Origin of the sequence: Streptomyces sp. NPDC059003, assembly GCF_042740445.1 — a bacterium.
In the GTDB taxonomy this organism is placed as follows: domain Bacteria; phylum Actinomycetota; class Actinomycetes; order Streptomycetales; family Streptomycetaceae; genus Streptomyces.
This window is the reverse complement of record NZ_JBHYJH010000007.1, coordinates 24,131-48,848: the sequence shown is the minus strand read 5'-3', so window position 1 is coordinate 48,848 and position 24,718 is coordinate 24,131. Positions and strand designations below refer to the sequence as shown.

21 protein-coding genes are annotated in these 24,718 nt (G+C 73.2%); 14 read left to right on the top strand and 7 right to left on the bottom strand.

Features of this window, described 5'->3' with window-relative positions; all coding sequences use genetic code 11:
- The 3 genes from ACFWZ5_RS06025 to ACFWZ5_RS06015 form a co-directional block, all read left to right on the top strand.
- The coding region (locus tag ACFWZ5_RS06025) for a DUF11 domain-containing protein (protein ID WP_384890473.1) at positions 1-1,177 on the top strand (1,177 nt) is incomplete at its 5' end.
- Positions 1,174-3,267: a hypothetical protein gene (locus ACFWZ5_RS06020; RefSeq protein ID WP_384890471.1), complete on the top strand. Its 2,094-nt coding sequence runs from the start codon at positions 1,174-1,176 to the stop codon at positions 3,265-3,267. The genes ACFWZ5_RS06025 and ACFWZ5_RS06020, both read left to right, overlap by 4 nt.
- Positions 3,268-3,353: 86 nt before the next feature.
- Positions 3,354-5,468 (top strand): DUF11 domain-containing protein, encoded by a 2,115-nt coding sequence (locus tag ACFWZ5_RS06015; RefSeq protein ID WP_384788826.1) that lies wholly within the window; start codon positions 3,354-3,356, stop codon positions 5,466-5,468.
- A gap of 90 nt (positions 5,469-5,558) precedes the next feature.
- On the opposite strand, the gene ACFWZ5_RS06010 is transcribed toward ACFWZ5_RS06015, so the two are convergent.
- The 3 genes from ACFWZ5_RS06010 to ACFWZ5_RS06000 form a co-directional block, all read right to left on the bottom strand.
- Positions 5,559-6,845: a CynX/NimT family MFS transporter gene (locus ACFWZ5_RS06010; protein ID WP_384788823.1), complete on the bottom strand. Its 1,287-nt coding sequence runs from the start codon at positions 6,843-6,845 to the stop codon at positions 5,559-5,561.
- 38 nt (positions 6,846-6,883) lie between these two features.
- Entirely contained in the window at positions 6,884-7,609 is a 726-nt protein-coding gene (locus ACFWZ5_RS06005) for a FadR/GntR family transcriptional regulator (RefSeq protein ID WP_384788820.1), read from the bottom strand.
- Between the two features lie 89 nt (positions 7,610-7,698).
- Entirely contained in the window at positions 7,699-7,902 is a 204-nt protein-coding gene (locus tag ACFWZ5_RS06000) for a hypothetical protein (protein WP_384788817.1), read from the bottom strand.
- A 114-nt stretch (positions 7,903-8,016) separates the two neighbouring features.
- On the opposite strand from ACFWZ5_RS06000, the gene ACFWZ5_RS05995 reads away from it, so the two are divergent.
- A complete protein-coding gene (locus ACFWZ5_RS05995) occupies positions 8,017-10,806 on the top strand; it encodes an NACHT domain-containing protein (RefSeq protein WP_384788814.1) in 2,790 nt (929 codons plus the stop codon).
- Here ACFWZ5_RS05995 and ACFWZ5_RS05990 read toward each other — a convergent pair.
- A complete protein-coding gene (locus tag ACFWZ5_RS05990) occupies positions 10,790-12,184 on the bottom strand; it encodes an amino acid permease (protein WP_384788811.1) in 1,395 nt (464 codons plus the stop codon). The two genes, ACFWZ5_RS05995 and ACFWZ5_RS05990, sit on opposite strands and share 17 nt — an antisense overlap.
- Before the next feature lie 96 nt (positions 12,185-12,280).
- Positions 12,281-12,937: a cysteine hydrolase family protein gene (locus ACFWZ5_RS05985; RefSeq protein WP_384788808.1), complete on the bottom strand. Its 657-nt coding sequence runs from the start codon at positions 12,935-12,937 to the stop codon at positions 12,281-12,283.
- Between the two features lie 127 nt (positions 12,938-13,064).
- Between ACFWZ5_RS05985 and ACFWZ5_RS05980 the strand changes: the two genes are divergently transcribed.
- The 7 genes from ACFWZ5_RS05980 to ACFWZ5_RS05950 all read left to right on the top strand — a co-directional run bounded on the left by ACFWZ5_RS05980 (position 13,065) and on the right by ACFWZ5_RS05950 (position 18,074).
- Positions 13,065-13,595, top strand: a complete 531-nt coding sequence (locus tag ACFWZ5_RS05980) for a PadR family transcriptional regulator (protein WP_384788804.1) — start codon at positions 13,065-13,067, stop codon at positions 13,593-13,595.
- Positions 13,589-13,918 carry a hypothetical protein gene (locus ACFWZ5_RS05975; protein ID WP_384788801.1) on the top strand — a complete coding sequence of 110 codons (330 nt, stop codon included), beginning with the start codon at positions 13,589-13,591 and terminating at the stop codon, positions 13,916-13,918. Before ACFWZ5_RS05980 ends, ACFWZ5_RS05975 begins: the two co-directional genes overlap by 7 nt.
- Positions 13,919-14,141: 223 nt before the next feature.
- Entirely contained in the window at positions 14,142-14,819 is a 678-nt protein-coding gene (locus tag ACFWZ5_RS05970; protein ID WP_384788798.1) for a hypothetical protein, read from the top strand.
- Between the two features lie 212 nt (positions 14,820-15,031).
- Positions 15,032-15,637, top strand: a complete 606-nt coding sequence (locus ACFWZ5_RS05965; RefSeq protein WP_384798811.1) for a CatB-related O-acetyltransferase — start codon at positions 15,032-15,034, stop codon at positions 15,635-15,637.
- Between the two features lie 80 nt (positions 15,638-15,717).
- Positions 15,718-16,509, top strand: a complete 792-nt coding sequence (locus ACFWZ5_RS05960; protein WP_384798808.1) for a transcriptional regulator — start codon at positions 15,718-15,720, stop codon at positions 16,507-16,509.
- A complete protein-coding gene (locus tag ACFWZ5_RS05955; protein WP_384798805.1) occupies positions 16,506-17,474 on the top strand; it encodes a threo-3-hydroxy-L-aspartate ammonia-lyase in 969 nt (322 codons plus the stop codon). The genes ACFWZ5_RS05960 and ACFWZ5_RS05955 overlap by 4 nt, the downstream gene beginning before the upstream one ends.
- 45 nt (positions 17,475-17,519) lie before the next feature.
- The gene (locus ACFWZ5_RS05950; RefSeq protein WP_384798802.1) at positions 17,520-18,074 is read left to right on the top strand and encodes a hypothetical protein; all 555 of its coding nucleotides are present in this window, start codon (positions 17,520-17,522) and stop codon (positions 18,072-18,074) included.
- Here ACFWZ5_RS05950 and ACFWZ5_RS05945 read toward each other — a convergent pair.
- Positions 18,055-18,714, bottom strand: coding sequence for a histone deacetylase (locus ACFWZ5_RS05945; RefSeq protein WP_384798799.1), 660 nt, complete (start codon positions 18,712-18,714; stop codon positions 18,055-18,057). The genes ACFWZ5_RS05950 and ACFWZ5_RS05945 overlap by 20 nt on opposite strands.
- A gap of 122 nt (positions 18,715-18,836) precedes the next feature.
- On the opposite strand from ACFWZ5_RS05945, the gene ACFWZ5_RS05940 reads away from it, so the two are divergent.
- Entirely contained in the window at positions 18,837-19,382 is a 546-nt protein-coding gene (locus tag ACFWZ5_RS05940) for a hypothetical protein (RefSeq protein ID WP_384798796.1), read from the top strand.
- On the opposite strand, the gene ACFWZ5_RS05935 is transcribed toward ACFWZ5_RS05940, so the two are convergent.
- Positions 19,379-21,880 (bottom strand): hypothetical protein, encoded by a 2,502-nt coding sequence (locus tag ACFWZ5_RS05935; RefSeq protein WP_384890469.1) that lies wholly within the window; start codon positions 21,878-21,880, stop codon positions 19,379-19,381. The two genes, ACFWZ5_RS05940 and ACFWZ5_RS05935, sit on opposite strands and share 4 nt — an antisense overlap.
- 121 nt (positions 21,881-22,001) lie before the next feature.
- Between ACFWZ5_RS05935 and ACFWZ5_RS05930 the strand changes: the two genes are divergently transcribed.
- Complete coding sequence (locus ACFWZ5_RS05930; RefSeq protein WP_384798790.1) at positions 22,002-24,044, top strand: sensor histidine kinase; 2,043 nt, start codon at positions 22,002-22,004, stop codon at positions 24,042-24,044.
- The gene (locus ACFWZ5_RS05925; protein WP_384798787.1) at positions 24,029-24,715 is read left to right on the top strand and encodes a response regulator; all 687 of its coding nucleotides are present in this window, start codon (positions 24,029-24,031) and stop codon (positions 24,713-24,715) included. Before ACFWZ5_RS05930 ends, ACFWZ5_RS05925 begins: the two co-directional genes overlap by 16 nt.
- Positions 24,716-24,718: the final 3 nt, after the last annotated feature.

Below are 24,718 nucleotides of genomic sequence, written 5' to 3'. Positions count from 1 at the left end.
GGCTCCGCCCCCGCAGGCGGCTCCGCCCCCGCAGGCGGCTCCGCCCCCGCAGGCGGCTCCGCCCCCGCAGGCGCGGCCGTCGGTCACGCCCCCGGCCACCGCCCCGGCCTCGCCTCCCTCCACGCCACGCACCCCGGCCCCGCCGCCACCGACACCCCGGGCCTCCACCCCGTCACCGTCACCGTCGTCGCCGGATGCCCGCGAGCACCGGGGCCGCCCCGCGTCCGGCAAGGCCGACCTCGAAGTCCTGACACGGACCGGGACGGGCCCGGCACGCCGCTCCCCGGGCTCGGCGCCGCGGCCCGACGGCGTGTACGACTACCGCATCACCGCCACGAACCACGGCCCCTCACAGGCCGTCAGGGTCACCGTCAAGGACCAGCTGCCGGAGTCCCTCACGTTCGTCTCGTCGCCCGACGGCTGCACGGCGAGCGGCCGGACCATCACCTGCGGGCCACTGCCGGAGCTCGCCGTCGGCGCGTCCCACACCTGGATCGTGACCGTCCGCCTCGCCGACGACTACGAGGGCGACGGCCGCGACATCGTGAACCTGGCGTCGGTCTCCTCGAACACCCACGACCCCGCCCCGGACAACAACACGACGTCGGTGACCGGTCTGCCCGTGCCGCCGGACTGGGGCCGCGCCGACCTCTCCCTGGCCAAGACGGCCGTCCTGCCCGGCGGCCGGTCCTGGGTCCGGCCCGGCGAGACCTTCACCTACCGGATCACCGTCCACAACAAGGGGCCCGGCACGGCACGCGGCGTCCAGGTGAGCGACCCGCTCCCGGCCGGACTGCACTTCGTCGGGTCCCCGGACGGCTGCGCCCCGGACGGCGACGGCCGACGGATCCTCTGCCCCGCCCTCGACCGGCTCGCGCCGGGCGCGTCGGCCTCGTACGGGATCACCGTCCGCGTGGCGACGGCACAGACCCGCCACCTCGGCAGGATCGAGAACGTCGCCACGGTGACGTCGACGACGAAGGACCCGAACCCGGGCGACAACCAGAACCCGCCGCACACCGTGTACGTCAGGACCGACGGCGAACTGCCCGACACCGGCGGGGACGTGCCCGCCTGGCTCGGCTGGGCCGCGGGCGCGGCGGTGGCCTGCGGCGGCCTCCTGATGGCGGGGGTCCGGCGCCGCGGGGCGCGTACGCAGGAAGGCTCGCGGTCATGACGAACCCCCGACACCCGGTGGGCGCGCGGGGCCTTGCCGCCCTGCTGGTCGCGCTCGGCGCCCTCTGCGCCCTCGTCGGCGGGGCGCTCGCCCCGGCGGCGGTCTCGCTCGCGCGGGCGGAGCTGGCCTTCCCGGTCCACGAGAGCTTCGACAACGGCAACGACCTGGGCACCGCCACGGGCAGCGCCTCCTACCAGGACGGCTGGCTGCGGCTCACGCCCGCCCAGACGTCCAGGGCCGGGTCGTGGCAGATGAAGGACTCGTTCTCCACGAGCCTCGGCATCGTCGCGGAGTTCACCTACGCCACGTACGGCGGCGCCACCTTCGACGGCAAGCGCGGCGACGGCATTGCGTTCTTCCTCGCCGACGGCTCCGCCGCGACCGGCACCGGAGCGGTCGGCGGCGCCCTCGGCTACGCCTGCGCCGGCACCGCGTCGCGCTGCACCAGCAACGGCGTGCCCGGCGCGTTCCTCGGCATCGGCATCGACGAGTTCGGCAACTTCTCGTCGCCCATGACCGGGGCGAGCGGGCCCGGCACCCAGGCCAACAAGATCGTGCTGCGCGGCGGCGGCAACGGCACCTCCGGCTACCGCTACGGCACCTCCGCGAGCGGCCCCGGCGGCACCGTCGAGACGGGCAGCCGCGCCAGCTTCCGCACCGTGCGCGTCACCGTGCAGCCCAGCGGCGGCAAGCTGCTCGTGTCGGTCTGGTCCGACTCCGGACCCGGCACCACGTCCACCAAGCTCATCAGCGACTACGACGTGTCGACCGTGAGCGGCCAGCCCGCGCTGCCGTCCACCCTGCGCGTCGGCTTCTCCGCGGGCACCGGCGGCGCCACGAACAACCACGAGGTCGGCGACCTCAAGATCAACGTCCCGGCGGACCTCAGCGTCGCCAAGTCCGGCAAGCCCGCCACCGCGGCGGCCGGGAGCAGACCGGTCACGTACACGGTGACGGTCACCAACAGCGACGCCAACGCCGTGACGGGGGCCGCCGTGAAGGACGCGGCCCCCGGGCTCACCGACGTGACCTGGACGTGCTCGGCGAGCAGCGGCAGCGCGTGCGCCGCACCCTCCGGCACCGGCCCCCTCGACACCACGGCCGACCTGGACCGCGGCGGCACCGTGACCTACACCGTCACCGGCACCGCCCCCGCGCAGCCGACGACCCTGACCAACACGGCGACCGTCATCGCTCCCGGCAACCGCACCGACACCAACCCCGCCGACAACACGGCGACCGCGTCCACGGCCATCACCGCGCGGGCCGACGCGGCCGTGACGAAGGCGGGCGTCGGGCAGGGGCCCGTGCGGCCGGGCGAGGAGTTCGAGTACCGGATCACGGTCCGCGACAACGGTCCTTCCGACACCTCCGACGTGCGGGTCACGGACACCCTGCCGGCCGGCCTGACGTTCGTGTCGTCGACCAGCGGCTGCACGGCGTCCGGGCAGGATGTCACCTGCCCCGCCGCGGGCAGGCTCGCCGCGGGCGCCTCGGTGTCCTGGACGTTCCGGGTCAAGCTCGACGCCGCGTACGAGGGCGACGGGTCCGATCTCGGCAACACCGCGAAGGTCACGCACGGCGTCACCGACCCCGACCTCACCAACAACACCAGCACCGCCGCCCTGCCCCCGGGCGGGGTGCGCGCGCCCGCCGCCGACCTCGCGACCGTCAAGCGGACCACGACCAGCGCGACGGTGGCGCCCGGCGAGGAGTACGCGTACACGGTGACGGTCACCAACAAGGGCCCGTCGGTCGCGCGCGCCGTCCGGATCGCGGACCCCCTGCCGACCTCGCTCACGTTCGTCTCGTCCGCCGACGCCTGCACGCTGACGGGCCGCACGGTCGCCTGCGGTCCGGTCACGACCCTGGCGCCGGGGGCCTCCGTGTCGTGGACGTTCCGGGTGCGGCTCAACGCGGACTACAGCGGCGACGGCACGGACGTCCTCAACGTCGCGACGGCCGACTCCGACACCGCCGACCCCGACACCGGCAACAACAGCGGCAGCGCCACCGTGCCCGGCGGCCGGGTCGAGCCGCCCACCGCCGACCTCGAATTCGACAAGAAGGCCGAGAACACCCCCACGTGACGGGCCCGCCGCAGTGGCGGGACCCCTCCCCTCGCACGTCCGTACAGCGGTGTACGCGACCGGAGCACGAACGGAACCGATGTGAGATGAGTACGACACGACATCGCCGACGCCGCCTGGCGGGTGCGGCGCTCGCCGCGCTGGTCTGCGCGCTGCCGCAGTGGCCGGGGCAGGCCCAGGCGGCGGCGCCGTCCGGCTCCGTGCCACGGGTGACCACGCAGCTGAGCCGCGCCCTGCCCGCCGCGGCCCGTGCGGACACCCCGCCCGGCGGACTGGTCACGTACACGCTGACGGCGAAGAACAACGGGCCGTCGGTGGCCCGCAACGTGACCGCGTCGGACACGCTGCCCGAGGGCATGGCGTTCGTGTCGTCGGCCGACGGCTGCACCGCGAGCGGCCGCACGGTGACCTGCGGCCCCGAGCCGCAGCTCGGCGTGGGCCAGACCAAGAAGTGGACGTTCATCGCCCAGTTGAGCCCCTCCTACCAGGGCGACGGCTCGGACCTCGGCAACAGCGCGTCGGGCACGTCGGACGCCACCGACCCCGACCCGGACAACAACAAGGTCGACCCGGTCACGCCACCCGGGCCGTTCACGCCGACGTCCGACGTGTCGACCGTGAAGACACCGCTCGGCGTCGGGCCGACCGTCCCGGGCCAGGAGTTCGAGTACGAGATCGAGGCCCACAACGCCGGTCTGTCCGACGCCCGCAACGTGAAGGCCACGGACACGCTGCCCGAGGGCATCACGTTCGTGTCGTCCGCCGACCCCTGCACGGCCACCGGCCAGCAGGTGACCTGCGGCCCGCACGCGAAGCTGGTGCCCGGCGCGTCCGTGAAGTGGACGTTCAAGGTGAAGCTGAGCGCCGCCTACCGGGGCGACGGCTCCGACCTGCGCAACACGGCCACGTCCACGTCCGACTCCAAGGACCCGGACCTGTCCAACAACACCAGCAGGCCCGTCCTGCCGCCGGGCGGCGTCAGCGAGCCCCAGGCCGACCTGTGGGCGGCCAAGGAGCCCGTCACCAGCACGCCGATCGCCCCCGGCGAGACCTTCGAGTACGCCGTCACCGCCACCAACGACGGCCCGTCGCGGGCCCTGAACGCCAAGGCCGTCGACCGGCTGCCGACGCAGCTCGCCTTCGTGGGCTCGGCGGACGGCTGCACCGCCGCCGGCCAGGACGTCACCTGCGGACCGCAGGCCATCCTGGAGCCGGGCGCGTCGAAGACCTGGAAGTTCACCGTCCGGCTCGACTCCGAGTACACCGGCGACGGCAGCGACATCCGCAACACCGCGACCGTCTCCTCCGACACCGAGGACCCCGCCCTCCCCAACAACACCAGCTCGGAGGCGGGTCTGCCGGGCAGCAAGGTCAACAAGCCCACGGCCGACCTGGCCGTGACCAAGACGGCCGTCGGCGACACCGCGCCGCGCCCCGGTGAGACCTTCGACTACAGGATCACCGTCACCAACAACGGCCCGTCGGCGGACGCGTTCAACGTCAAGCTCACCGACGACCTGCCCGTGGGCCTGTCGTACGTCTCCTCCTCGCCGGAGGGCTGCACGGTCTCCGGACAGCTGGTGTCCTGCCGCCGCGCGACCCCGCTGAAGGTCGGCGAGACCGTGGAGTACACGCTGACGGTGAAGGTGGACCCCGCCTACCAGGGCGACGGCAGCGACATCAAGAACACCGCCCACGTCACCGCCGACAACATCGACCCGAGCAGCGACAACGACACCGACACGGCCGGGCCGCCCGACGGCGAGATCGCGGCACCCTCCGCGGACCTGGCGATCGAGAAGAAGCCGACGACGGACAAGCCGGTCGCGCCCGGCGAGACCTTCGACTACATGGTGACGGTCACCAACAAGGGCCCCTCGCAGGCCGAACAGGTCCAGGTGTCCGACGTCCTGCCCACGGCGCTGAGCTTCGTCTCCTCGGACGACCCGTGCACCGCGGGCCGCACGGTCACCTGCGGACCGCTGGCCACCCTGGCGCCCGGCGCCTCGGTCAGCTGGGTGTTCAAGGTGAAGCTCGCCGCCACCTACACCGGTGACGGCGGCGACCTCGACAACACGGGCACGGTGTCGTCGGCGACCAAGGACCCGGTCACCGAGAACAACTCCAGCACCACCGGCCCGCCCGGAGGCAAGGTCGAGAAGCCCACGGCCGACCTGGAGGTGTCCAAGGAGATCCCCTGACGTCTTCCGTGACGTCCTCAGGACGGTGACGTGCAGTTCCCTGTGGGGCGGGCCGGTCCGGGCCCGCCCCACAGGGGTGGTCGGCCCGCGCTAGGCGGTGCCGCTCACGTGCCGGTTGCGGGCCGCGCCGAGGCCCACGGCGACCTGCGGCACAAGCAGCACCAGGAGCAGGACCACCGGGACGGTCCAGTTGTGGGAGGCGTCGTGGACGGCGCCCAGGATCGCCGGGCCCGTCGCGGCGAGGATGTAGCCGAAGCACTGGGACATGCTGGACAGCTGCGCCACGTGCCGGGCGTCCGGCGCCCGCTGCACGATGAAGAGCAGCGCCAGACTGATGGCCGCGCCCTGACCGAGCCCGAGCAGGCTCATCCACAGATAGGCGCCGCCGACCGGGGCGGTGAGCACCCCGGCGTACCCGGCCGCGCACAGCGCCGCGCCCACGACCGCGAGGGTGGCGGAGCTCAGCCGCCTGCCGACGATCACCGGGGCCAGGAACGAGCTCACGATGCCGAGCAGCGACGAGAACGACAGCATCCACCCGGCGTCGCCGGCGCTCATGCCGGAGTCCTGGAGCAGCGTCGGCAGCCAGGCAGCGGCGGCGTAGTAGTTGAGCGACTGCAGGCCCATGTATCCGGTGACCTGCCAGGCGAGCGGCGAACGCCACAGGCCGCGCACCGGATGCGCCGCCTGCCGGGCCGCCGCCGCGCCGACCCGTGTGCGCGAGCGGACCTGCGGCAGCCACACGACGAGCGCCACCACCGCGAGGGCGCCCCAACAGGCCAGCGTCGTCCGCCAGTCCATGCCGGACGCCTCCCGCACCGGCAGCGTGACACCGGCGGCTAGCGCGGCACCGCCGAACAGCGACATCGAGTACAGCCCGGTCATGAGCCCGGCCTTCGCGGGGAAGTCCCGCTTGATGAGCCCCGGGAGCAGGACGTTGGCGACGGCGATGCCCGCGCCGATGACGACCGTCCCGCCGAACAGCGCGACGACCGAGTCGAGCAGCCGCAGCCCGGTGCCCGCGCAGATCAGCGCCATGGTGCCGAGCAGTGCGCGCTCCATGCCGAAGCGGCGGCCGAGGCGCGGCGCGACGGGGGCGAGCAGGCCGAAGCAGAGCAGCGGCAGCGCGGTGAGGAGGCTGGTGGCGGCCGCGGACATGCCGCTGTCGTCGCGGATGGTGTCCGCGAGCGGCGAGACGGCGACCAGCGCCGGGCGCAGGTTCAGGGCGAGCAGGACGACGCCGAGACCCAGGTAGAGGGCGTGGCGCCCGCTCGGCCCGCTCTGCCCTGCCGGGCCGTCCGTGACGGGGGCGGGTGCCGGGGTGGCGGTGTCCGCCCGCGCCGCGGTGGCCGTGGCGGCGGGCCCTTCCCTGTGCATGACGTGACTCCTGGGGTTCTCGGGGGATGAAGGCGCCGTCAGCGGGTGCGCCCGGCGGTGTCCGCGTCGTCCAGCGGCTGCGCGTGGAGCGCGGCCATGGCTTCGTCGAGGTGGGCGAGGACCACGGCCTCGGCGGCCTCGGGGTCCTGCGCCTCGATGGCGTCGACGATGGCGTGGTGGGCGTCGATCTGGTGACGTACGGCCTCGGGGACGGGGGCGCAGGTCACGGACCGCACGGCGGAGCGCATCGCGTCGCTGAGGTGTCCGTAGAGATCGGCGAGGACGCTGTTGTGGGCCGCCGCGGCGACCGCGCGGTGCAGGACCATGTCCGCGTCGATGAACGCGTCGATGTCCCCGCTGTTCCAGGCCCGGTCGCGCTCGGCGAGGGCGGCGCGCAGCGCGGCCAGGTCCTCGGGGGTGCGGCGCTCGGCCGCGTACCGGGCCGCGTCGCGCTCCAGGGAGGCCCGCACCTCGTACGCCTCGAGAAGTCCCGCCCTGCGCACCCGGCGCTGCACGGCCGCCCCGAAGTCACTGCTGGCCCGCACGTACGTGCCGTCGCCCTGACGCGGCTCAAGCATTCCCGTGTGGACCAGGGCCCGCACCGCCTCCCGCACGGTGTTCCGCCCCACGGCCAGCTGCTCCACGAGCAGCGGTTCGGCCGGGATCTTCTCCCCGACCCGCCACTCGCCGTCGGAGATCAGGCTCTCCATCTGGGCGATGACCATGTCGACGAGATTCGTACGTGCGGTGCTGCGCAGCGGCATCGGTCGGGTGCCCTCTCTGCCGGACGGGTGCTGACGCGGGATTCTGACCCTGGAACGGCAAACATGGGAACATCCCATGTTTGCGGCTGTCAACCGGCGACGAGGGCGAGCAGGGCGACGCCCAGGGCGAGCGCGGCCCCGAAGGCGGCACCGGCGCGCAGCAGGGCGGCCGGGACGGAGGCGCCGTCCCAGCGGGCGAGCAGGGCGGTGGCGACGGCGGCCAGGAGGGCGACGAGGACCGCGGCGGTCAGCGCGAGGAGCAGCAGCGCCCAGTGCGTCGGCGTGGACGGCATGAGGATCTTCCTTCCCGGGTGGAGGACGGGGTGACGGCAAGGAAGATGGCCGAAGTCGCGTACAGCGGCGTTCGGTTGGACCAAGATGAACGGGCCTGAACGACCGTGGGAAGGGTGTCCGTGGAGGGGCCGGTGGGGGCGAGCGAGGACCGGCGGGCGGCGCTGGCGGAGCTGACGGAGCGGCTGCGGGGCTTACGGGCCCGGCGGCACCTTTCGATGATCGCGCTGTCCCGGCGGGCCGGGCTCGGCCGGACGACCGTCAGCCAGGCGCTGAACGGCACGGGCGTGCCGAGCGACGCGACCGTGGCGGCGCTGGCCGCCGCGCTCGGGACCGACGCCGAGCCGCTGCTGCGGCTGCGGGACCGGGCCGTGCCGCCGCGTGTCGTGTCGGGGGCGCCCGGCGCGGCGAGGAGGGCGAACGCCGAGCCGGAGGAGCGGTTCGAGGACTGGTACCGGGAGTACGTCGAGCAGCGGTACGGGCAGCTGTCCGTGATCGGCCTCGACCTGTCGCGCCCGGAGCGGAACTGCTGGCCGCTGGATGCCGCGTACCTCAGCCTGGAGTTCGCCACGCCCACCCATGCCCTTGCCCCCGGGGATCCGGCCGATGGCCGGGTCGGCGGGGCGACGGTGAGCGTGGAGCGGGCCGAGCAGGCCCTGGCCGGGCGGCGGCGGACCTTGGTGCGCGGGCTCGCGGGCAGCGGCAAGACGACCTTGCTGCACTGGCTCGCGGTCACCACCGCCCGGCGCGGCCTGCCGGACGAGCTCGCTCACTTGCGGGACTGCGTGCCGTTCGTCCTGCCGCTGCGTTCTCTCGTACGCCGTGATGAACTGCCCGCCCCGCACGCGTACCTGGCCGCGACCGGCTGCCCGCGCGAGGGCGCCCAGCCGCCCGGCTGGGCCGACCAGGTGCTGCTCGACGGCCGGGGCCTGCTGCTCGTCGACGGCCTCGACGAGGTGCCCCAGGCGCGGCGCGCCCGGACCCGGCAGTGGCTGCAGGACCTGATCGCGGCCTATCCGCGGGCCGCGTACCTGGTCACCACCAGGCCGTCCGCGGTGCCGGAGGGCTGGCTGGCCGACAGCGGCTTCGCCGAACTGACCGTACGGCCGATGGGCAGCCGGGACGTGGCCGTGTTCGTGACACGCTGGCACGCGGCGGCTTCCGCGGACGCCGCCGGCGAGCGGGAACGGGGCCAACTGGTCGCGCTGGGGGAGGAACTGAAGGAAACGGTGCGCTCCCAGCGCGACCTTTCCCTGCTCACCACGACACCGCTGCTGTGCGCCCTGGTCTGTGCCCTGCACCGGGACCGGCGTGGTCATCTGCCGCACGGCCGCATGGAGTTGTACGACGCCGCCCTGTCCATGCTCCTGCACCGGCGCGACCGGGAGCGCGACATCGACGCTCCCGAGGGCCTGGCGCTCACCGAGCACCAGAGCATCCAGATCCTCCAGCGCCTGGCCTACTGGCTCATCCGCAACGGCCAGACCGAGCTCGACCACGACATGGCCGTGGGCCTCATCGGTGATGCGTTGCCGTCGATGCCGTACGTGGCGCAGCAGGCCGACGCGGAGGGCGTCCTCACCCATCTCCTTGCCCGCTCCGGGCTGTTGCGCCAGCCCACCGCCGACACCATTGACTTCGTCCACCGCACTTTTCAGGACTACCTCGGCGCCAAGGCCGCGATCGAGGCCCGAGACATCCCGCTCCTGGTGCGGCACGCGCACGACGACCAGTGGGAGGACGTTCTGCGGATGGCGGTCGCGCATGCCCGGCCCGCTGAACGCGCGAGTCTGCTGCGGCGGTTGGTCGCCCGGGGCGATCGCGTGGCCAAGCACCGTACGCGGCTGCATCTGCTGGCGATGGCGTGCCTTGAGCATGCGACGGAGCTGGAGCCGGGGGTGCGGGAGGAGGTGGAGCGGCGGGCGGCGGATCTGCTGCCGCCGCGCAGTGCCAGGGAAGCGGCAGCACTGGCAGCCGTCGGCCCGATCATCCTGGACCTGCTTCCCGGCCCTGACGGTCTGGCGGACGGCGAGGCCGAAGCGGTCGTCCGTGTCGCGGGCGAGATCGGGGGCGATGCGGCTCTCATGGTCATGAGGCGGTTCCGCGCGAGTGCCAGCAGCCAAGTGCGCGGCGCCCTGCAACACAGCTGGGACGGCTTCGACCCCGAGGACTACGCCCAAGAAGTGCTCCGGCACTTGCCCCGCCTTGACCACTTGATTGTCCGCTCGGCCGAACAACTCTCCGTACTGCGCACCTTGGCGACCCCGGCCTCCGTCCACTTCAGCGGCGACTTCACCAGCCGTGACATCACTAGTGCGGTGACACCGGAGGACCTTGAGTCGTTGCACGTGACGAACAATTCCGTGCTGCGAGATCTCCGACTGCTGCGGCAGTTCCCGTCCTTGCGGACCCTGTGGCTCGACCTCGACCTCGGACATGGCGGCCTTCGGGGGCTGCCGGGCCATGCCGGCGTCGAACACCTGATGCTCTGGGAGCAGATGTGCAAGAGCCTCGGCACCCTGGAGGGGATCGACCGTTGGCCGAACCTCACCGCGTTGAACCTCTGCGGCCCCGTGGAAGGACTGGCTCTCGCGGCAGCACTGCCCAGGCTGAACTACCTGATGCTGCAAGTCGGTGCCAGTGTGTCCATGCTGGCGGATCTTCCCCCGTCACCGCGGATCCGCCGCTTGTTCCTGGGCGGAGACGCAGGAGTCGGTGACCTCTCCCACGTGAGAAGGGCCCTACCCCGCCTCACCGCGCTGGAAGTCGCCTGCTGGGGCCACGACCGAAGGATCGACCTGACCCCCTTGCGCGGCATGCCGGACCTGACCATCACCCTGCGGGAGGTGCCCGGAGCCATCGGCACCGAACACTTCCCGCCCGGCGCGATCATCCGGAATCCCTGACCCGCCGCACCTCGTACGCCCCCAACACCACCCCCACCGTCACCAGGCTCAGCCAGAACTGCGCCCGGCTCTCCGGCAGGAAGGCCATCGCGACGATGACCGTCGCCATCGCGGCGGCGGTGACGCGGCTCAGCCAGGGAAAGCCCCACATCCGCAGGGTGAGGCGGTCGGGGGCCTCGCGTTCCAGCGCCCGGCGCATGCGGAGCTGGGTGAGGGCGATCGCCAGATAGACGAAGAGGGCGATCGCTCCGTACGAGTCGATCAGGAACTGGAAGACCACGTCCGGGGAGGTCCAGGCCGCGATGACGGAGGCGTAGCCGACCGACGTGCCCGCGAGGATCGCGCGGCGCGGCACGCCGCCCCGGCTGAGCCGGGTGAAGCCCCGCGGCGCGTCCCCGCTCCGGGTGAGGGCGAAGAGCATCCGCGAGGAGGTGTAGAGCGCGGAGTTGAGGCAGGAAAGGACCGCCACCAGGACCACCGCGTTCATGACGGTGGCCGCCGCGGGCACGTCCAGGCGCTCCAGGACCGCCGCGTACGGACTGACCTCGACGGCCTTGTCGGTCCAGGGGACCACCGCGACGACGACGAGGATGGACAGGACGTAGAAGGCGACCACCCGCAGCACGATCGAGCGGATGGCGGCCGCGACGGCGCGTTCCGGCTCCGTGGACTCCGCCGCGGCGATGGTCACGATCTCCGCGCCGGTGAAGAACCCGATGCACGGCACCACGGCGGCGAGGACCGCGCCCACGCCTTCGGGCGCGAAGCCGCCGTGCGCGGTGAGGTGGCCGAGGCCGCCGGACGCGTCCGGCCACAGCCCGCACACGTACAGCGCGCCCAGGAACAGGAACACGACGATGGCGAGCACCTTCACGGAGGAGAACCAGTACTCGAACTCGCCGAAGGAGCGCGCGGAGACCATGTTCGTGGCGGTCAGGAGCGCCATCAGGACGAGGCTGATCGCCCACAACGGCACGTCGGGGAGCCAGAGTTGGATGATCCGGCCGCCCGCCACCGCCTCCACGGCGACGACGATCACGAAGAAGTACCAGTAGAGCCAGCCGACGGCGAAGCCCGCCCGCGCGCCGAGCGTCTCGCGTACGTGGGCGTAGAACGAGCCGAGCGCGGGGCGCGCCACCGTCATCTCCGCGAGCATCCGCATGACGAGGACGGTCAGGACGCCGGCGGCCAGGAAGGACAGGACGGCCGCGGGCCCGGTCGACCGCACGACCACGCCGCTGCCCACGAAGAGCCCGGCTCCGATCACCCCGCCGAGGGCGATCAGGTTCATGTGCCGTCGCTTCAGCCCCTTGGCGAGGCCGTCGGCGTCCGGGGAGGGTGCTGGTGGGGCTGGGGTGCCGCGCGTGTCCGTACTCACGGGAGGCGACGCTAGGCGGCGAACCCTGCGGGCGTGTTGCCGCGGCATTGCGGGTCCGTGGAGCGGGCGGGCCGGGCGGTCAGGCAGGATCGGCAGTCAGGATTCCGTGCCCGAAAGGCGCGTGGCGATCTCCGCCGCGCTCAGCACCAGCGCGAACCCCTTCCGCAGGACCGCGAGTTCCGGCTCCTGCCGGGACTCGTCGTCCGTGGCCGTCGTGTCCGCGCCGAACACCACGCGGTACCCGCGCTCGTACGCCTGCCGGGCGGTGGTGCCGCAGCAGTAGTTGGTGAGCGTGCCCGTGACGATCACGGTGTCCCGGCCCAGGTTGCGCAGGATCGTGTCGAGCGGGGTGTCGTAGAACGCGCCGTACGACGGCTTGCGGATGACGACCTCGTCCTCGCGCTGGCCCATCTCGTGCCACACCCGCGCGGGGCCAGGCCTGCGCCACTCGGTGTCGCCGTGCGGCAGATACCGCAGCGCGTGCGGGCGGTCGAGGCCGAGGTGGGTGTCGTCGAAGACGGTCCAGATCACCGGGACGTCCGCCGTGCGGCAGCGGTCGACCAGGCCGCGGAGCCGGGGCGCCATGCGTGTGGCCGCGGGCACCCAGTACGGGCTCCAGGCGGGGCGGACGAACTCGTCCTGCATGTCGATGACCAGCAACGCCGTGCGCTCGGGGCGGAGCGCGAACGACGCCCGCCCGCGCTCGTAGCCCTCCCGCGCCCGCCGTGAAACCCACTCCTCCGTGTACACCATCGAACCCCCAGGACTCGTCGCGTCACTGCCGCGGGACCGCGGCACGATCGGCTGTCTCGACAGGACGTATCTCGAAACAAGGTATCTCGAAACGAGGTATCTCGATTCGATGTGCGACCATAGCAGCATGCTGGAGCTTGCGATCCTGGGTTTCCTGGCCGAAGGGCCTCTGCACGGCTACGAGTTGCGGCGGCGCGTCGCGCGCCTGTCCGGTCACACCCGGCCGGTCAGCGACGGCAGTCTGTACCCGGCGATCAACCGCCTGGTGGCGGCGGGCCTGCTCGAGCGGCGCACCGAGCCGGGCGCCGCGGCGGCGCGGCGGCACGTCCTCAGCCTCACCGAAGAGGGCCGCGACGACCTGCTGCGCCGCCTGCGGGAGCCCGCTGAGCACGACATCACCGACAGCGGCCGGTACGGAACGATCCTCGCGTTCCTCTCCCAACTCCCCGACGTGGCCGACCGGCACGCCGTGCTGCGCCGCCGACTGGAATTCCTGGAGCGTCCTGCGAGTTTCTTCCAGGACGGCGACCGGCTCCTGGGCGCGGACGACGTCGCCGACCCCTACCGTCGCGGCATGCTCGTCGTGGCCCGCGCCACCAGCCGCGCCGAACGCGCGTGGCTGCGCGAGACCCTGAGGGCGGAGGAGGGCGCGTGCTGACCGAGGAAGAGGTGCGGGACCTGCTTGCCCCGCGTGTGCTGGGAGCGGGGGAGCAGGGCCTGGGGAGCGAGCTCGACGTCGTCGACCTCCAGGTCGTCGTGGAGGGGCGGGCGTTCACGGTGTACGCGGAGGTCGTCGCGCCGGACGGCCGCTGGAGCGTGGCCGTGAAACTCGGCAGCTCGGAGATGAACATCTTCAACGGCCGCCCGCCGGAGGACCTGGTGGCCTGGGTCGCGCGGCTGCTGCGGATCCTGCTGGACGAGTGGTGGCACACCAAGGGCAGGGAGCGGCGCTCCGCCGCCATGGGCGTACGGCTCGACTAGGGCCTTTCCGAGGGGGCATCGCGCGCCGACGTCAGCCCGTGCGGTGATCTATGGGGCACCGTTACATGATCTTCGGATGGCTGCAATGGCAGGTGATTTACGTTTATTCCGCACTCGCCAGACGGCAGAGGGCAAAAGGTCCGTACGGAACATGTCCACCCGACCAGTGGGCCCGAGCCGTGCGGGAGCACATCACCGCATCGTGAAGGGGAACACCGCCGTTATGCGCACCACCACTCACCGCCGTAGCGCCCTGCGTACCGCCACCATCTCGGTCCTCGCCGGTACCGCCCTGCTGGCCCCGGCCGCGGCGGCCCTGGCGAGCTCGCCGGCCCCCGAGCGCCCCGCCACCGTGCAGTCGGCCGCGGTCGCCACCAAGGCCACCAAGATCGTGAAGATCGACATCGGCGCCGGTGCCCTCGTCATCGTCAAGGACGGCAAGCCGTACTACAACGGCAAGGTCATCAAGCCGGGCCAGACCATCGACAACGGCATCTACCTGCACCTCAGCGCCGACGGCAAGCGCCTGTACAGCAAGACGCAGGGCGGTGGCACGCCGTACGCGATCTCGGACGTCAAGACCGGCAAGCAGATCGGCACCCAGAAGAACAGCCCCACCGCCAAGGTGAAGGCCGCGCTGACCGCCAAGCCGTCCGCGACCTCCGTGAAGGCCTGGCAGGAGCTGCGCGTCAGCGGCAAGGCGACCGGCATCAAGTCCGGCAGCAAGGTCACCCTGCAGCAGAAGCAGCGCGGCACGTGGAAGTCCCTGCCCGCCTCCACCACCGTCAACAAGTCCGGCGCGTACTCCCTGCGCGTCAAGCTCGGCCTGAAGGGCAAGAACGAGCTCCGCGTGCAGAGCGGCGCCACCCTGTCGTCGGTCTTCAACGTCACGGTCCGCTAGTCCCTCGGGGATACGGCTGATCCCTTCAGACAGAGGTACGGCAGGTGAGCCCGGGCGCCCGGCATCCCGCGTGGATGCCGGGCGCCCGCGTATTTCGGTGTCGGCGCTCCCGCGCGGATTGCGATCATGGACGGGTCCAGCCGGAACCCGATCATGAGAGAAGGGCGCACCCCGTGCCACCCGTCCCCGCCGACCCGAACGTCCTGCACCCCATGCCCGAGCAGCCGCGCGTCGTGCTGCTCAAGCCCCTCGTCACCTCGCCGCTGATCGAGGTGGGCGAGTTCACGTACTACGACGACCCGGACGATCCGACCGCCTTCGAGACCCGCAACGTGCTGTACCACTACGGGCCGGAGAAGCTCGTCATCGGCAAGTACTGCGCGCTCGGCGAGGGCACGCGGTTCATCATGAACGGCGCCAACCACCGCATGGACGGCCCCTCCACGTTCCCGTTCCCCATCATGGGCGGGTCCTGGTCCGAGCACTTCGGGCTCATCTCCGGGCTGCCGGGGCGCGGTGACACCGTCGTCGGCAACGACGTGTGGTTCGGGTACGGAACCCTGGTCATGCCGGGCGTCCGCATCGGTCACGGCGCGGTCATCGCCTCCGGCTCCGTCGTCGTCGACGACGTCCCGGACTACGGCATCGTCGGCGGCAACCCGGCGCGCCTGCTGCGCCGCCGCTTCAGCGACGAGGGCATCGCGCGGCTCCTGGAACTCGCCTGGTGGGACTGGCCGTTGGAGCACCTCACCCAGCACATCCCGGCGGTGATGTCCGGCAGCGTGGCGGACCTGGAGGCGGCGGCCCCCAAGCCGTAGAAAAGGCTCTGGACTTTTCGTCCAAGCAGTGTACGTTGTGTCCAGATCCGCCGCGCGGCGGGGAGGGACGGGGCGCCGACATGAGCAACGACGACGTACGCGCCGACAAGCTACGTACCGACAAGCTACGTACCGACGACGGGCGCACGGCCGAGCGCGACGCGATCCTCGCCGCGCTCGCGCCCGTCACCGAAGGGATCGTCGCCACCTTCGGCTCGATGTGCGAGGTGGTCGTCCACGACTACCGGCGGCCGGAGGGCTCCGTGGTGGCCGTCGCCGGGACGGTCACGGGGCGCAGCGTCGGCGGCGCGATGAGCGAGATCGGGATGGGTCTGCTCGCCCGCGGCGACGAGGCGGCCGACGAGCTGAACTATGTGACCCGCACCCAGGACGGGAAGCTGCTCAAGTCCTCCACGATGCTGCTGCGGGACAGCGGCGGCGTGGTGTTCGGTGCGCTGTGCGTCAACCTCGACATCACCGCCGTGCACAGGGTCGGCACCCTGATCGGTGAACTCGCCGGTGTGGCGGGCCGGTCGGAGGTGCCGACGACCACCTTCGGCGACGACGTGGACTCCGTCGTCGACTCCATCGTGGACAGCTACCAGCTCGACCAGCGGTGCTCTTGGGGCGAACTCGACCGCGACGCGCGCCTGGACCTGTTCCGGAGCCTCGACGGGCGCGGCGTCTTCGCGGTGCGCCACGCCGTCCCGCAGGTGGCCGCCCGCCTCGGCATCTCCCGCGCCTCCGCCTACAGCTACCTCTCCAAGGCCCGGGCCCAGGCCGCGCCGCCGCCCGGGCCCGACATCTCACAGCCCGACGCACCTCAGTCCGACGCACCTCAGTCCGACACTTCTCAGGGAGCATCCGCATGACGAGCACACCCTCGGTCACCCTGGACGACGTCCGCGACGCCGCGGCCCGTCTCAAGGGCGTCGCCCACCGCACGCCGGTCCTGCGCTCCCGGACGCTGGACGCCCGCGTCGGCGCGGAGGTCTATCTGAAGTGCGAGAACTTCCAGCGCATCGGCGCGTTCAAGTTCCGCGGCGCCTACAACGCCGTGTCCCGCCTCACTCCCGAGCAACTGGCGCGCGGCATCGCGACCTTCTCGTCCGGCAACCACGCCCAGGCCGTCGCGCTCGCCGCCCGCGAGCAGGGCAGCCGCGCGGTGATCGTCATGCCCGAGGACGCCCCGCGCTCCAAGCGCGCGGCCGCCAAGGGCTACGGCGCGGAGGTCGTCACGTACGACCGCTACGAGGGAGACCGCGCCGCCATCACCCAGGCCCTGGCCGCCGAGCGCGGACTGACCGTGATCCCGCCCTATGACCACCCGCACGTCATCGCGGGCCAGGGCACCGCGGCCCTGGAACTCCTCGAAGAGGTCGGCCAGTTGGACGCGCTCGTCGCGCCCGTCGGCGGCGGCGGTCTGATCGCGGGCAGCTCCACCGCCGTGAAGGGCCTGAGCTCCGACATCCGGGTGTACGGCGTCGAGCCGGAGGCGGGCGACGACACCAAGCGGTCCCTCGCGGCCGGTCACCGCGTGTCCGTCCCCATGCCGCGCACCATCGCCGACGGCCAGGTGATCGAGATTCCCGGCGAGGTGACGTTCCCCATCAACCAGCGCCTGCTCGACGGGGTCGTCACGGTGTCCGACGACGAGATCCGCGACGCGATGCGGTTCGCCTTCGAACGCCTCAAGATCGTCGTCGAGCCCAGCGGCGCGACCGGCCTCGCCGCGCTCCTGACCGGCCGCCTCGACCGGGTGCCGCCGCGCGTCGGCGTGATCGTCTCCGGGGGCAACGTCGACGCCGGGCGTTTCGCGGAGCTCTGCGGCGGCTGACAGCATGGCGGCAGACCAGCAGTTCGCCGACCCAGTGGAACGCACGTGAAGAATCGTCTCCGCCATGCCCTTCCGTTCTGCGTGGCCGCGGGCGTCCTGCTCGTCGGCTGCGCCGAGGGGGAGAAGGCCGATGCCGAGGAGAAGAAGGGGGCGAGGCAGGAGGCGGGGCCCCGCCCCGCCGCGCGGGCCTGGGAGCCGGACGACGCACTGCAGCGCGCCGCGCGGGCCCTGGACGCCTACGCGGACGACGGCACCGAACCGGCCCTCGTCGAGTCCGCCGCCGATTTCGTGGCGGACGGCATGGACAGCAGGACGTTCAAGGGCGCCGGCAACCGGCCGTACCGCCTCGACATCACCTGCGACACCGACGGCATCGGGGAGGTCACCCTCACCCTCGGACGCGGCGACGTGGAGCAGCCGTACGGCATCGGGTGCGGCGACCGCGAGGGGGACCAGTTCAACATCCCGGCGGGTGAGCCCTTCACCGTGCGCGTCGACCCGGTGAAGGACGGCACCGGCCTCGTCCTGTGGCGCCTGAACACCATCACGCCGGACGAGGTGGACGGCTGCGACGACGACATCAACGGCTGCGACGGCTGAGTCCCGCCCGCGCGGCCGCGGTGATCTCCGCGAGCCGTGCGGGCGGCCAGTGCCCCGCCACACCGGGGCAGTCCGCGAGGTACGCGGCGACGGCGGCCTCGTCCCAGGCCGCCGCCTCCAGGAGCCCGGCGGCGAGCCGGTCCAGATAGACGCCGGACGGGGGGTTGAGGGGGACGTCCGCCATGGTCCAGGGCGCGGTGAAGGTGAGCAGGGGAAGGCCGTCGAGGAGCCCCGGGCACACCAGCGTCTCGTAGCGCCCGTCGCCGAGCCGGGCGCGCCCGTCCCGCATCACCGCCGCCACGTCGAGATCCGCGCCCGGCTCCCGGTACATCTCCTGGGCGGCGATGTCGGAGAACTGACCGACCGTCACCAGATGGGCCCGCGCGAACACCCGGCCAGGGACCCCGGGGTCGTAGAAGGCGCGGCCGCCGGTCCACAGCAGCGACTCGGTCGCGAAGTACACCACGCCCGCGAGCTCCACGCCCCGGGACTCCTCGGGCGGCCGCCGGTCGCGGCAGCCGGGGTGGTCCTTGGCCGAGCCGTCCGGCCTGCCGCCCGCGATGTACGTCATGAGGCGGTCGAGGTGCATGTTCGAGCCGTAGGAGACGTACCAAACTTGTTCGATCTTCCGTACAACCATGGGGCCACCTGGGAAGTCAAGATCATCGTGAGGCGCCTGCCGCGCTATGTCGGAACATACGCGACTCCTGCCTCCGCCCTGTCTTTTCCGGGCTTTTGGCCCCTTTAAGAAGAGGAATCCGCATGTCCCGCAAGTCGCTGGCCGTCTCCGGCCTGCTCGCCGCCGCCCTCACCGCCGCCCTGGCCCCGTCCGCGTCGGCCGCGTCGGCCAACATCACGCGCGCCGAGTACGACAAGGTCAAGCTGGGCGCGAGCGTCGCCAAGATGACCTCCGTGGTCGGCAAGGGCGCCTGCAAGAAGACGTCGAGCAGCGGCGGCTCCGGCTTCTCGGTCAAGGTCTACGAGTGCAAGGGCAACAAGCGCTACAGCGACGCGATCTTCTCCTTCGGCAACGGCAAGCTGGAGTTCAAGTCGCAGCAGGGCCTGGACGGCAAGAAGTCCAACGGCAAGATGACGAAGGCCAAGTACAACAAGATCAAGAAGGGCAAGACCATCGCCCAGATGCACACCATCGCCGGCAAGGGCGTGTGTGTGCGGATCTCCGACGGCGAGATGAAGGGCACGAAGATGGCGAGCTACCTGTGTGAGCAGAACCGCACGTACGGCAACGCCATCTTCAGCTTCACCAACAACAAGCTGGACAGCCGCGTCCAGACCGGCCTGCGCTAAGCACCGCGGCGCCGCTGCACACGGGACACGGAGGGCGGCACCGCCCGGTCGCCCAGACGGGCCTCGAAGGTGAGGAGCCGGTCCACACCCGGCCGGACCCGCTCGCCCGCCGTGACCGTGAACGGCACGGGAACCCGCCCACCGGCGGGCACCCGCACCCCCGCCACGCGCCGAGGCGTCACCGCCCAGCCGCCGGACGGCCGCGCCGACAGCGTGACCGTCCGCGCGGCGCGGTCGAAGTTGTACACGTCGACCCACATGCGCGTGGTCGCGCCCAGGCGATAGCCCAGGGGCGGCTCCGCGTCGCCGTCGTCCTTGCCGGGCGCGGCGTTCGCGGCCGCGTACCGCTGGTTGAGCACGATGTGCTCCGCGGCGGACAGCGGCCTCCGGCCGGTGCGTTCGTCACCGGCCGGAGGCCTCGGGCGGCCGGGCGGCGGCGCGTCCGTCACCAGATAGAGCGGGTCGCGGGACGCCCGCACGCGGACGGTGCCGCGCGTGGACCGGCGCGGCGTGCGGAGCGGGGCGCCCATGATGTCGTACGCCCGGGTCGGCCCGTCGGGCACCGGCACCGCGACTGTCCGCGGCCGCGGCGCGCTCACCACCGTCACGGTCCGCCCGGCCCCGTCCGCGAAGACGAACCCGGCCGCGCGCGGCAGCAGTTCCGTGAGGAGACCGGCGTGGTTCGCCTCGCCCAGGAGCGAGGTGAGCGCCGCGTACGCGCTGAACGCGGGCAGCGGCTGGAAGTCCCGGCTGAGCAGGGCGAACGACACGCCCTCGTCCGTGCACGGCGGCCCGCAGAACCAGAACTGCCGGTCGGTGCCCGACGCCAGGCTCTCCACCGTGGACAGCACCAGATAGCGGGCCTGTGTGCGCTGCGTCGCGTACGACAGATCCGTGCCGGGCCGCGCGGGCAGGAACGCGCCGCACTCCGTCATCCACAGCGGCGTCCGCGCCCCGAACCGGTCGCGCAGCTCCCGCTGGTCGTCCGGCGCCGACGGCGGCTCGGGGTCGGTGTCGTCGAGGGCCGGATAGCCGTGGAAGCTCCAGGCGTCGGCGTACCGCACCACGTCGTTGTGGAGCATCAGCTCCTGGAACACCCCTGACTGCGCGATGCCCGGAAGCACCACCGGCGGCGCGCCCGCCCGGTCCCTGATGCCGAGCGCGGCCGCCTTGACGTACGCGGCGTGCTGGTCGCCGGTGCTCGCGGTGGCGTCGACGTCGGGCTCGTTGGACAGCTGCAGCGCGTCGGACGCGGCCCGCTTGCCGCGCCCGGCCAGGTGGGCGGCGTAGCGGTAGGCGTCCCGCAGGTCGGCGGGCAGCGGCACGGACGTCTCGGTCAGCGCCCAGTCCGGGGGCGGCGAGACCACTTCGAGGACCTTCAGGCCGCGCTCGCGGAAGACCCCGGCGACGGCGTCGAACAGGCCGCTGTCGAACGGGCCGTGCGGCGTCCGCTGGGCCGCGGGCCACGCGCTGCCGTCGCGGACGTGCCCGACGCCCATGGCGGCCACCGCCGACGCGAGCGCGGGCAGGCGCGCGGGCGGCATCAGGGCGTGCGTGAAGACGTTGACGCCGAACCGGTTGGCGTGCCCGCGCACGGCACGCCGGTCGGGCAGCCGCGCGAACGACCCCGTGACCGTGCCCTTGGGCGCCGTGCTCAGGGCCGCGACGGCACGGTAGTGGCCGGGCGGCAGCGCGGGCAGGACGAGCGACGCGCTTCCGGCGCCCGCGGCCAGGCGCAGCGAGCCGGAGAGGACCTTCTTCGACGTGTGGTCGAGGACGCGGTACGCGACGGTCAGCGGGCGCGGCGCCACGGCATTGAGCGCGAAGGTCAACGTCGCCCGCTCACCGCCCCGGTAGTGGCCGAGGTTGTCCTCCGGGTCCTGCGCGTGCACGGAGGACAGGGCGACCGGGACCGGCGTGAGCGTGAACTCGTCGAGCAGGAAGCGGTATCCGTTGTACGCGTCCAGGACGGTCGGGCCCGCCACCACGAACGTCAGCGTGTTCGCGCCCCGGCGCAGCTCGACCTCGCCCAGCGTGACGCGCGCCAGGTCGCCCCACGCCGGCGGCGACTCGTACCAGTACGGCTGCGAGCGGCTGACCGGCACCGCGGGGCCGTCGTTGACGGCCAGGCGGACGTACGAGCCGGTCTCCTCGGTGTGCCGCTGCTCGACCGGGACGGTGGCGACCGCTTCGATCCGGTACGGCCCGGCCTGGGGGACGTCGACGGCGTACGTCGCGTACCACCTCCCCTGGGACGGCGGCTCCTTGGGCGTGGCGAGCGCGAGCAGGGCGCCGCCGGACGCCCTGGGGTCCCGCGCGGTCGGGATGTTGGTGCGGGCCGGGGACTCGCCGGACACGGTGATCACGGGGGTCTCCCGGTCCGGCGTACGGCCGTGTGCCGCGGTCGTGGCGGTGCTCTTCGGCACGGCGGTCGTGGCCGCGAGGGCGAGACCCGCGGCGATTCCGCCCGTGACGGCGCTGCGTCGGTCGATGCTCATGCCTCCAGCAGATCGCAGTCCCGGCGGGCGGGCGTCCTGCGCGGGAAGGGAGTCGGCACCGGCCAACAGGCCGGTCCCTTCTCCACCCAGGGGTGGAGACAGGCGCCGGTAGGGTCGCCCCGTGGGACGGGGAGCACGGGGACCAGCGCGGGGCGGACCCGGCGCCGCCGACGTGGCGGTGCCCGCGCTGCTCCTTGCCGGACACCTGGCGGTCGTCCTGCACACGGTCAACGGCCCGGGGCGGGGTGCGGCGTGGCAGCCGTCGCTCGGCGTCCTGGTGGCCGCGGTGGCCGCCACCGCGCTGGTGTGGCGCAGGACGGCGCCGGTGCCGGTGTGCTGCGCGGTGGTGGTGGCGGACGCGGTGGCGCGGGTGCTCCTGCCGGAGCCCGCGCTGCCGGTGATGGTGTGGGTGGCGCTGTTCTCCGTCGCCGTACACCGCCGCGCGCTGACGGCGACGGCACTCGCGGTGCTGTCCCTCCCCTTCTACGGGGTGGGGATCGAGGCAGGCGGTCGTCTTCTCGACGAGCTGCTCGCCGGTGCGCTCACGCACTGCGTGGTGCTGCTGTGCGGCAGGCTGCGCGCCCACCGGACGGCCCGCCGCGCGCGGGTCCTCGCCCGCCTCGCCGACGTGGAGCGCGAACGCCGGGCGGCGGCCGCCGCCGAACGCGAACGGCTCGCCCGCGACCTGCACGACACGGCCGGACACCACCTCACCGCCGTCGCCGTGCAGAGCGCCGCCGCCCTGCGCCTCGCCGACACCCGCCCCGAGCTCGCCGACGCGGCCCTCGCGTCGGGCGCGGCGACCGGCCGCGACGTCCTGGCCGCCCTGGGAAAGCTCGTCCCGGTGGTCGGCGACGCACCGGACGACGGCCCGCTGCACGAGCTCGTCCCGCCCCTGTGCGCCGGCCTGGAACGCCTCGGCATCCCGGTGACCCTCGCCCTCCACGGACACCCCTACCCCTTGCGGCCCGACACGTCCGTGGTCGCGTACCGCGTCGTACAGGAGTCGCTGACGAACGCGATGCGGTACGCGGCCGGGGCGCCGGTGTCGGTACGCATCGGCTACGCCCCGGGCGAGTTGACGGTCACCGTGACCAATGGTCCGTCTCATGGTCCGTCTCCCGGTGACGACGCCCCGCTTTCCGGCTCCGGCAGCCCGGGCCTCGGCACCGGCCGGGGCGTCGCGGGGATGCGGGAACGGGTCGCGGGCGCGGGCGGGCGCGTGACGGCGGGGCCGGGGGAGCGGGGCGGCTGGACCGTGACGGCCACGCTGCCGACCGAGGCGGGCGGATGGGCGCGGCGTGGCCGAGCCGCGTGGGTGGGGCGTCGTGGTGCCGTCGTGCCGCGGCTTCGTGGGGGCGGGGACGTGGTGGTGTTCGTCGGCTGTGTCGTGGTGCCGGTCGGCGTGGGCGCGGTGGTCCCGTCCGGTGCTGGACTCGTCGGGCTCGTCGGCCTGGCGGCCGCCCACGCGGCCCCGCTGTTCCTGCGCCGTCGCGCCCCGGCGACCGCCTTGGCGGCGACGCTCGCGGTCGCCCTCGGCTGGGCGGCGGCCACGGCCGCCGGGCTGCTCGCCTTCGACTGGCTCGGGGCGCTCGCCGTCGCCGGGGCGGCGGAGCTGGTCGGCCTGCACGCGGTCGGCGCGTACGGCCCCGCCCGCGCGACCTGGCCCGCGCCCGTCGCGGTGGGCCTCGTCGGCGGCACCGTGCTCGGCCTGGCGGCGGCGAGCGACCCGGCGGAGTCGGCGGGTCCCGCAACAGTGGCGCTCCTGGCCGCGCTCGGCCTGGCCGCGGTGCCCTGGCTGCTTCCCGTATGGGCCCTCGGCCTGCTCACCCGCGCCCGGCGCGGCGAGGGCGGCCGCTGGGAGCGGCACGTCCTCGACGCGGTGGCGGCACGGGTCGGGGACGCGGTGACGAGCGAGCGGCGGCGCGTCGCGACGGGCCTGCACGCGACGGTCGTCGAGCACACCGTGCGCCTCGTGCGCGCCGCCGACGCCGGCCTCGCAGGAGGGGCCGGGCGGCGGGCCGCGCTCGCCGAGGTGACGGACGCGGCGCGCGGCGCCCTGGCGGGCCTGCGGGAACTCCTGGACGCCATGGACGAGTTGAGCGAGTCCGACGTGCGTGCGGCGCGGGTCGGGGAGGAGGCGGGGACGTGCCGGTCAGGGTGATCGTGGTGGACGACCAGGCGGTGGTGCGGGCGGGCTTCGCGGCCGTCATCGACGCCGAGCCCGACCTGACGGTGTGCGGCGAGGCGGCGGACGGGGCGGTGGCCGTCGAACTGGCCCGCGCGGCCCGCCCCGACGTGGTCCTGATGGACATCCGCATGCCGGGCGTGGACGGCCTGACGGCCACGCGGCTGCTGACCGCCATGGACCCGCCCGTGCGGGTCCTCGTGCTCACCACGTTCCGCCGCGACGAGTACGTCTTCTCGGCGCTGCGCGGCGGCGCGTCCGGCTTCCTCCTGAAGGACTGCGAGCCGCAGGAACTGGTCGACGCCGTCCGCACCGTCGCGTCCGGCGAGGCCCTGCTCGCCCCCGCAGTGACCCGTCGGCTCATCGACGCCTTCGCCACCGGGGCGGTCGCTCCGCGCGCCCGCCCCGACGGCCGTCTCGACGTCCTCACCGCGCGCGAGACGGAGGTCCTGCGCGAGGTGGCCAAGGGCCTGAGCAACCCGGAGATCGCCCGGGCCCTCGGCATCGGCAGGTCCACGGTCAAGACCCACATCAACGCGATCCTGGCGAAGCTGTCCCTGCGGGACCGGGCCCAGGCCATCATCTTCGCGTACGAGGTGGGGCTCGCGAGCCCGGGAGCGGACACCCCCGGACGCCTGGACCCGTAGGGG

Bases quoted from the DNA above. Each gene is read 5' to 3' on its own strand.
- ACFWZ5_RS06020 (WP_384890471.1), top strand. From the start codon at position 1,174: ATGACGAACCCCCGACACCCGGTGGGCGCGCGGGGCCTTGCCGCCCTG.
- ACFWZ5_RS06015 (WP_384788826.1), top strand. From the start codon at position 3,354: ATGAGTACGACACGACATCGCCGACGCCGCCTGGCGGGTGCGGCGCTC.
- ACFWZ5_RS06010 (WP_384788823.1), bottom strand. From the start codon at position 6,845: ATGCACAGGGAAGGGCCCGCCGCCACGGCCACCGCGGCGCGGGCGGAC.
- ACFWZ5_RS06005 (WP_384788820.1), bottom strand. From the start codon at position 7,609: ATGCCGCTGCGCAGCACCGCACGTACGAATCTCGTCGACATGGTCATC.
- ACFWZ5_RS06000 (WP_384788817.1), bottom strand. From the start codon at position 7,902: ATGCCGTCCACGCCGACGCACTGGGCGCTGCTGCTCCTCGCGCTGACC.
- ACFWZ5_RS05985 (WP_384788808.1), bottom strand. From the start codon at position 12,937: ATGGTGTACACGGAGGAGTGGGTTTCACGGCGGGCGCGGGAGGGCTAC.
- ACFWZ5_RS05980 (WP_384788804.1), top strand. From the start codon at position 13,065: ATGCTGGAGCTTGCGATCCTGGGTTTCCTGGCCGAAGGGCCTCTGCAC.
- ACFWZ5_RS05970 (WP_384788798.1), top strand. From the start codon at position 14,142: ATGCGCACCACCACTCACCGCCGTAGCGCCCTGCGTACCGCCACCATC.
- ACFWZ5_RS05965 (WP_384798811.1), top strand. From the start codon at position 15,032: ATGCCCGAGCAGCCGCGCGTCGTGCTGCTCAAGCCCCTCGTCACCTCG.
- ACFWZ5_RS05960 (WP_384798808.1), top strand. From the start codon at position 15,718: ATGAGCAACGACGACGTACGCGCCGACAAGCTACGTACCGACAAGCTA.
- ACFWZ5_RS05955 (WP_384798805.1), top strand. From the start codon at position 16,506: ATGACGAGCACACCCTCGGTCACCCTGGACGACGTCCGCGACGCCGCG.
- ACFWZ5_RS05945 (WP_384798799.1), bottom strand. From the start codon at position 18,714: ATGGTTGTACGGAAGATCGAACAAGTTTGGTACGTCTCCTACGGCTCG.
- ACFWZ5_RS05940 (WP_384798796.1), top strand. From the start codon at position 18,837: ATGTCCCGCAAGTCGCTGGCCGTCTCCGGCCTGCTCGCCGCCGCCCTC.
- ACFWZ5_RS05935 (WP_384890469.1), bottom strand. From the start codon at position 21,880: ATGAGCATCGACCGACGCAGCGCCGTCACGGGCGGAATCGCCGCGGGT.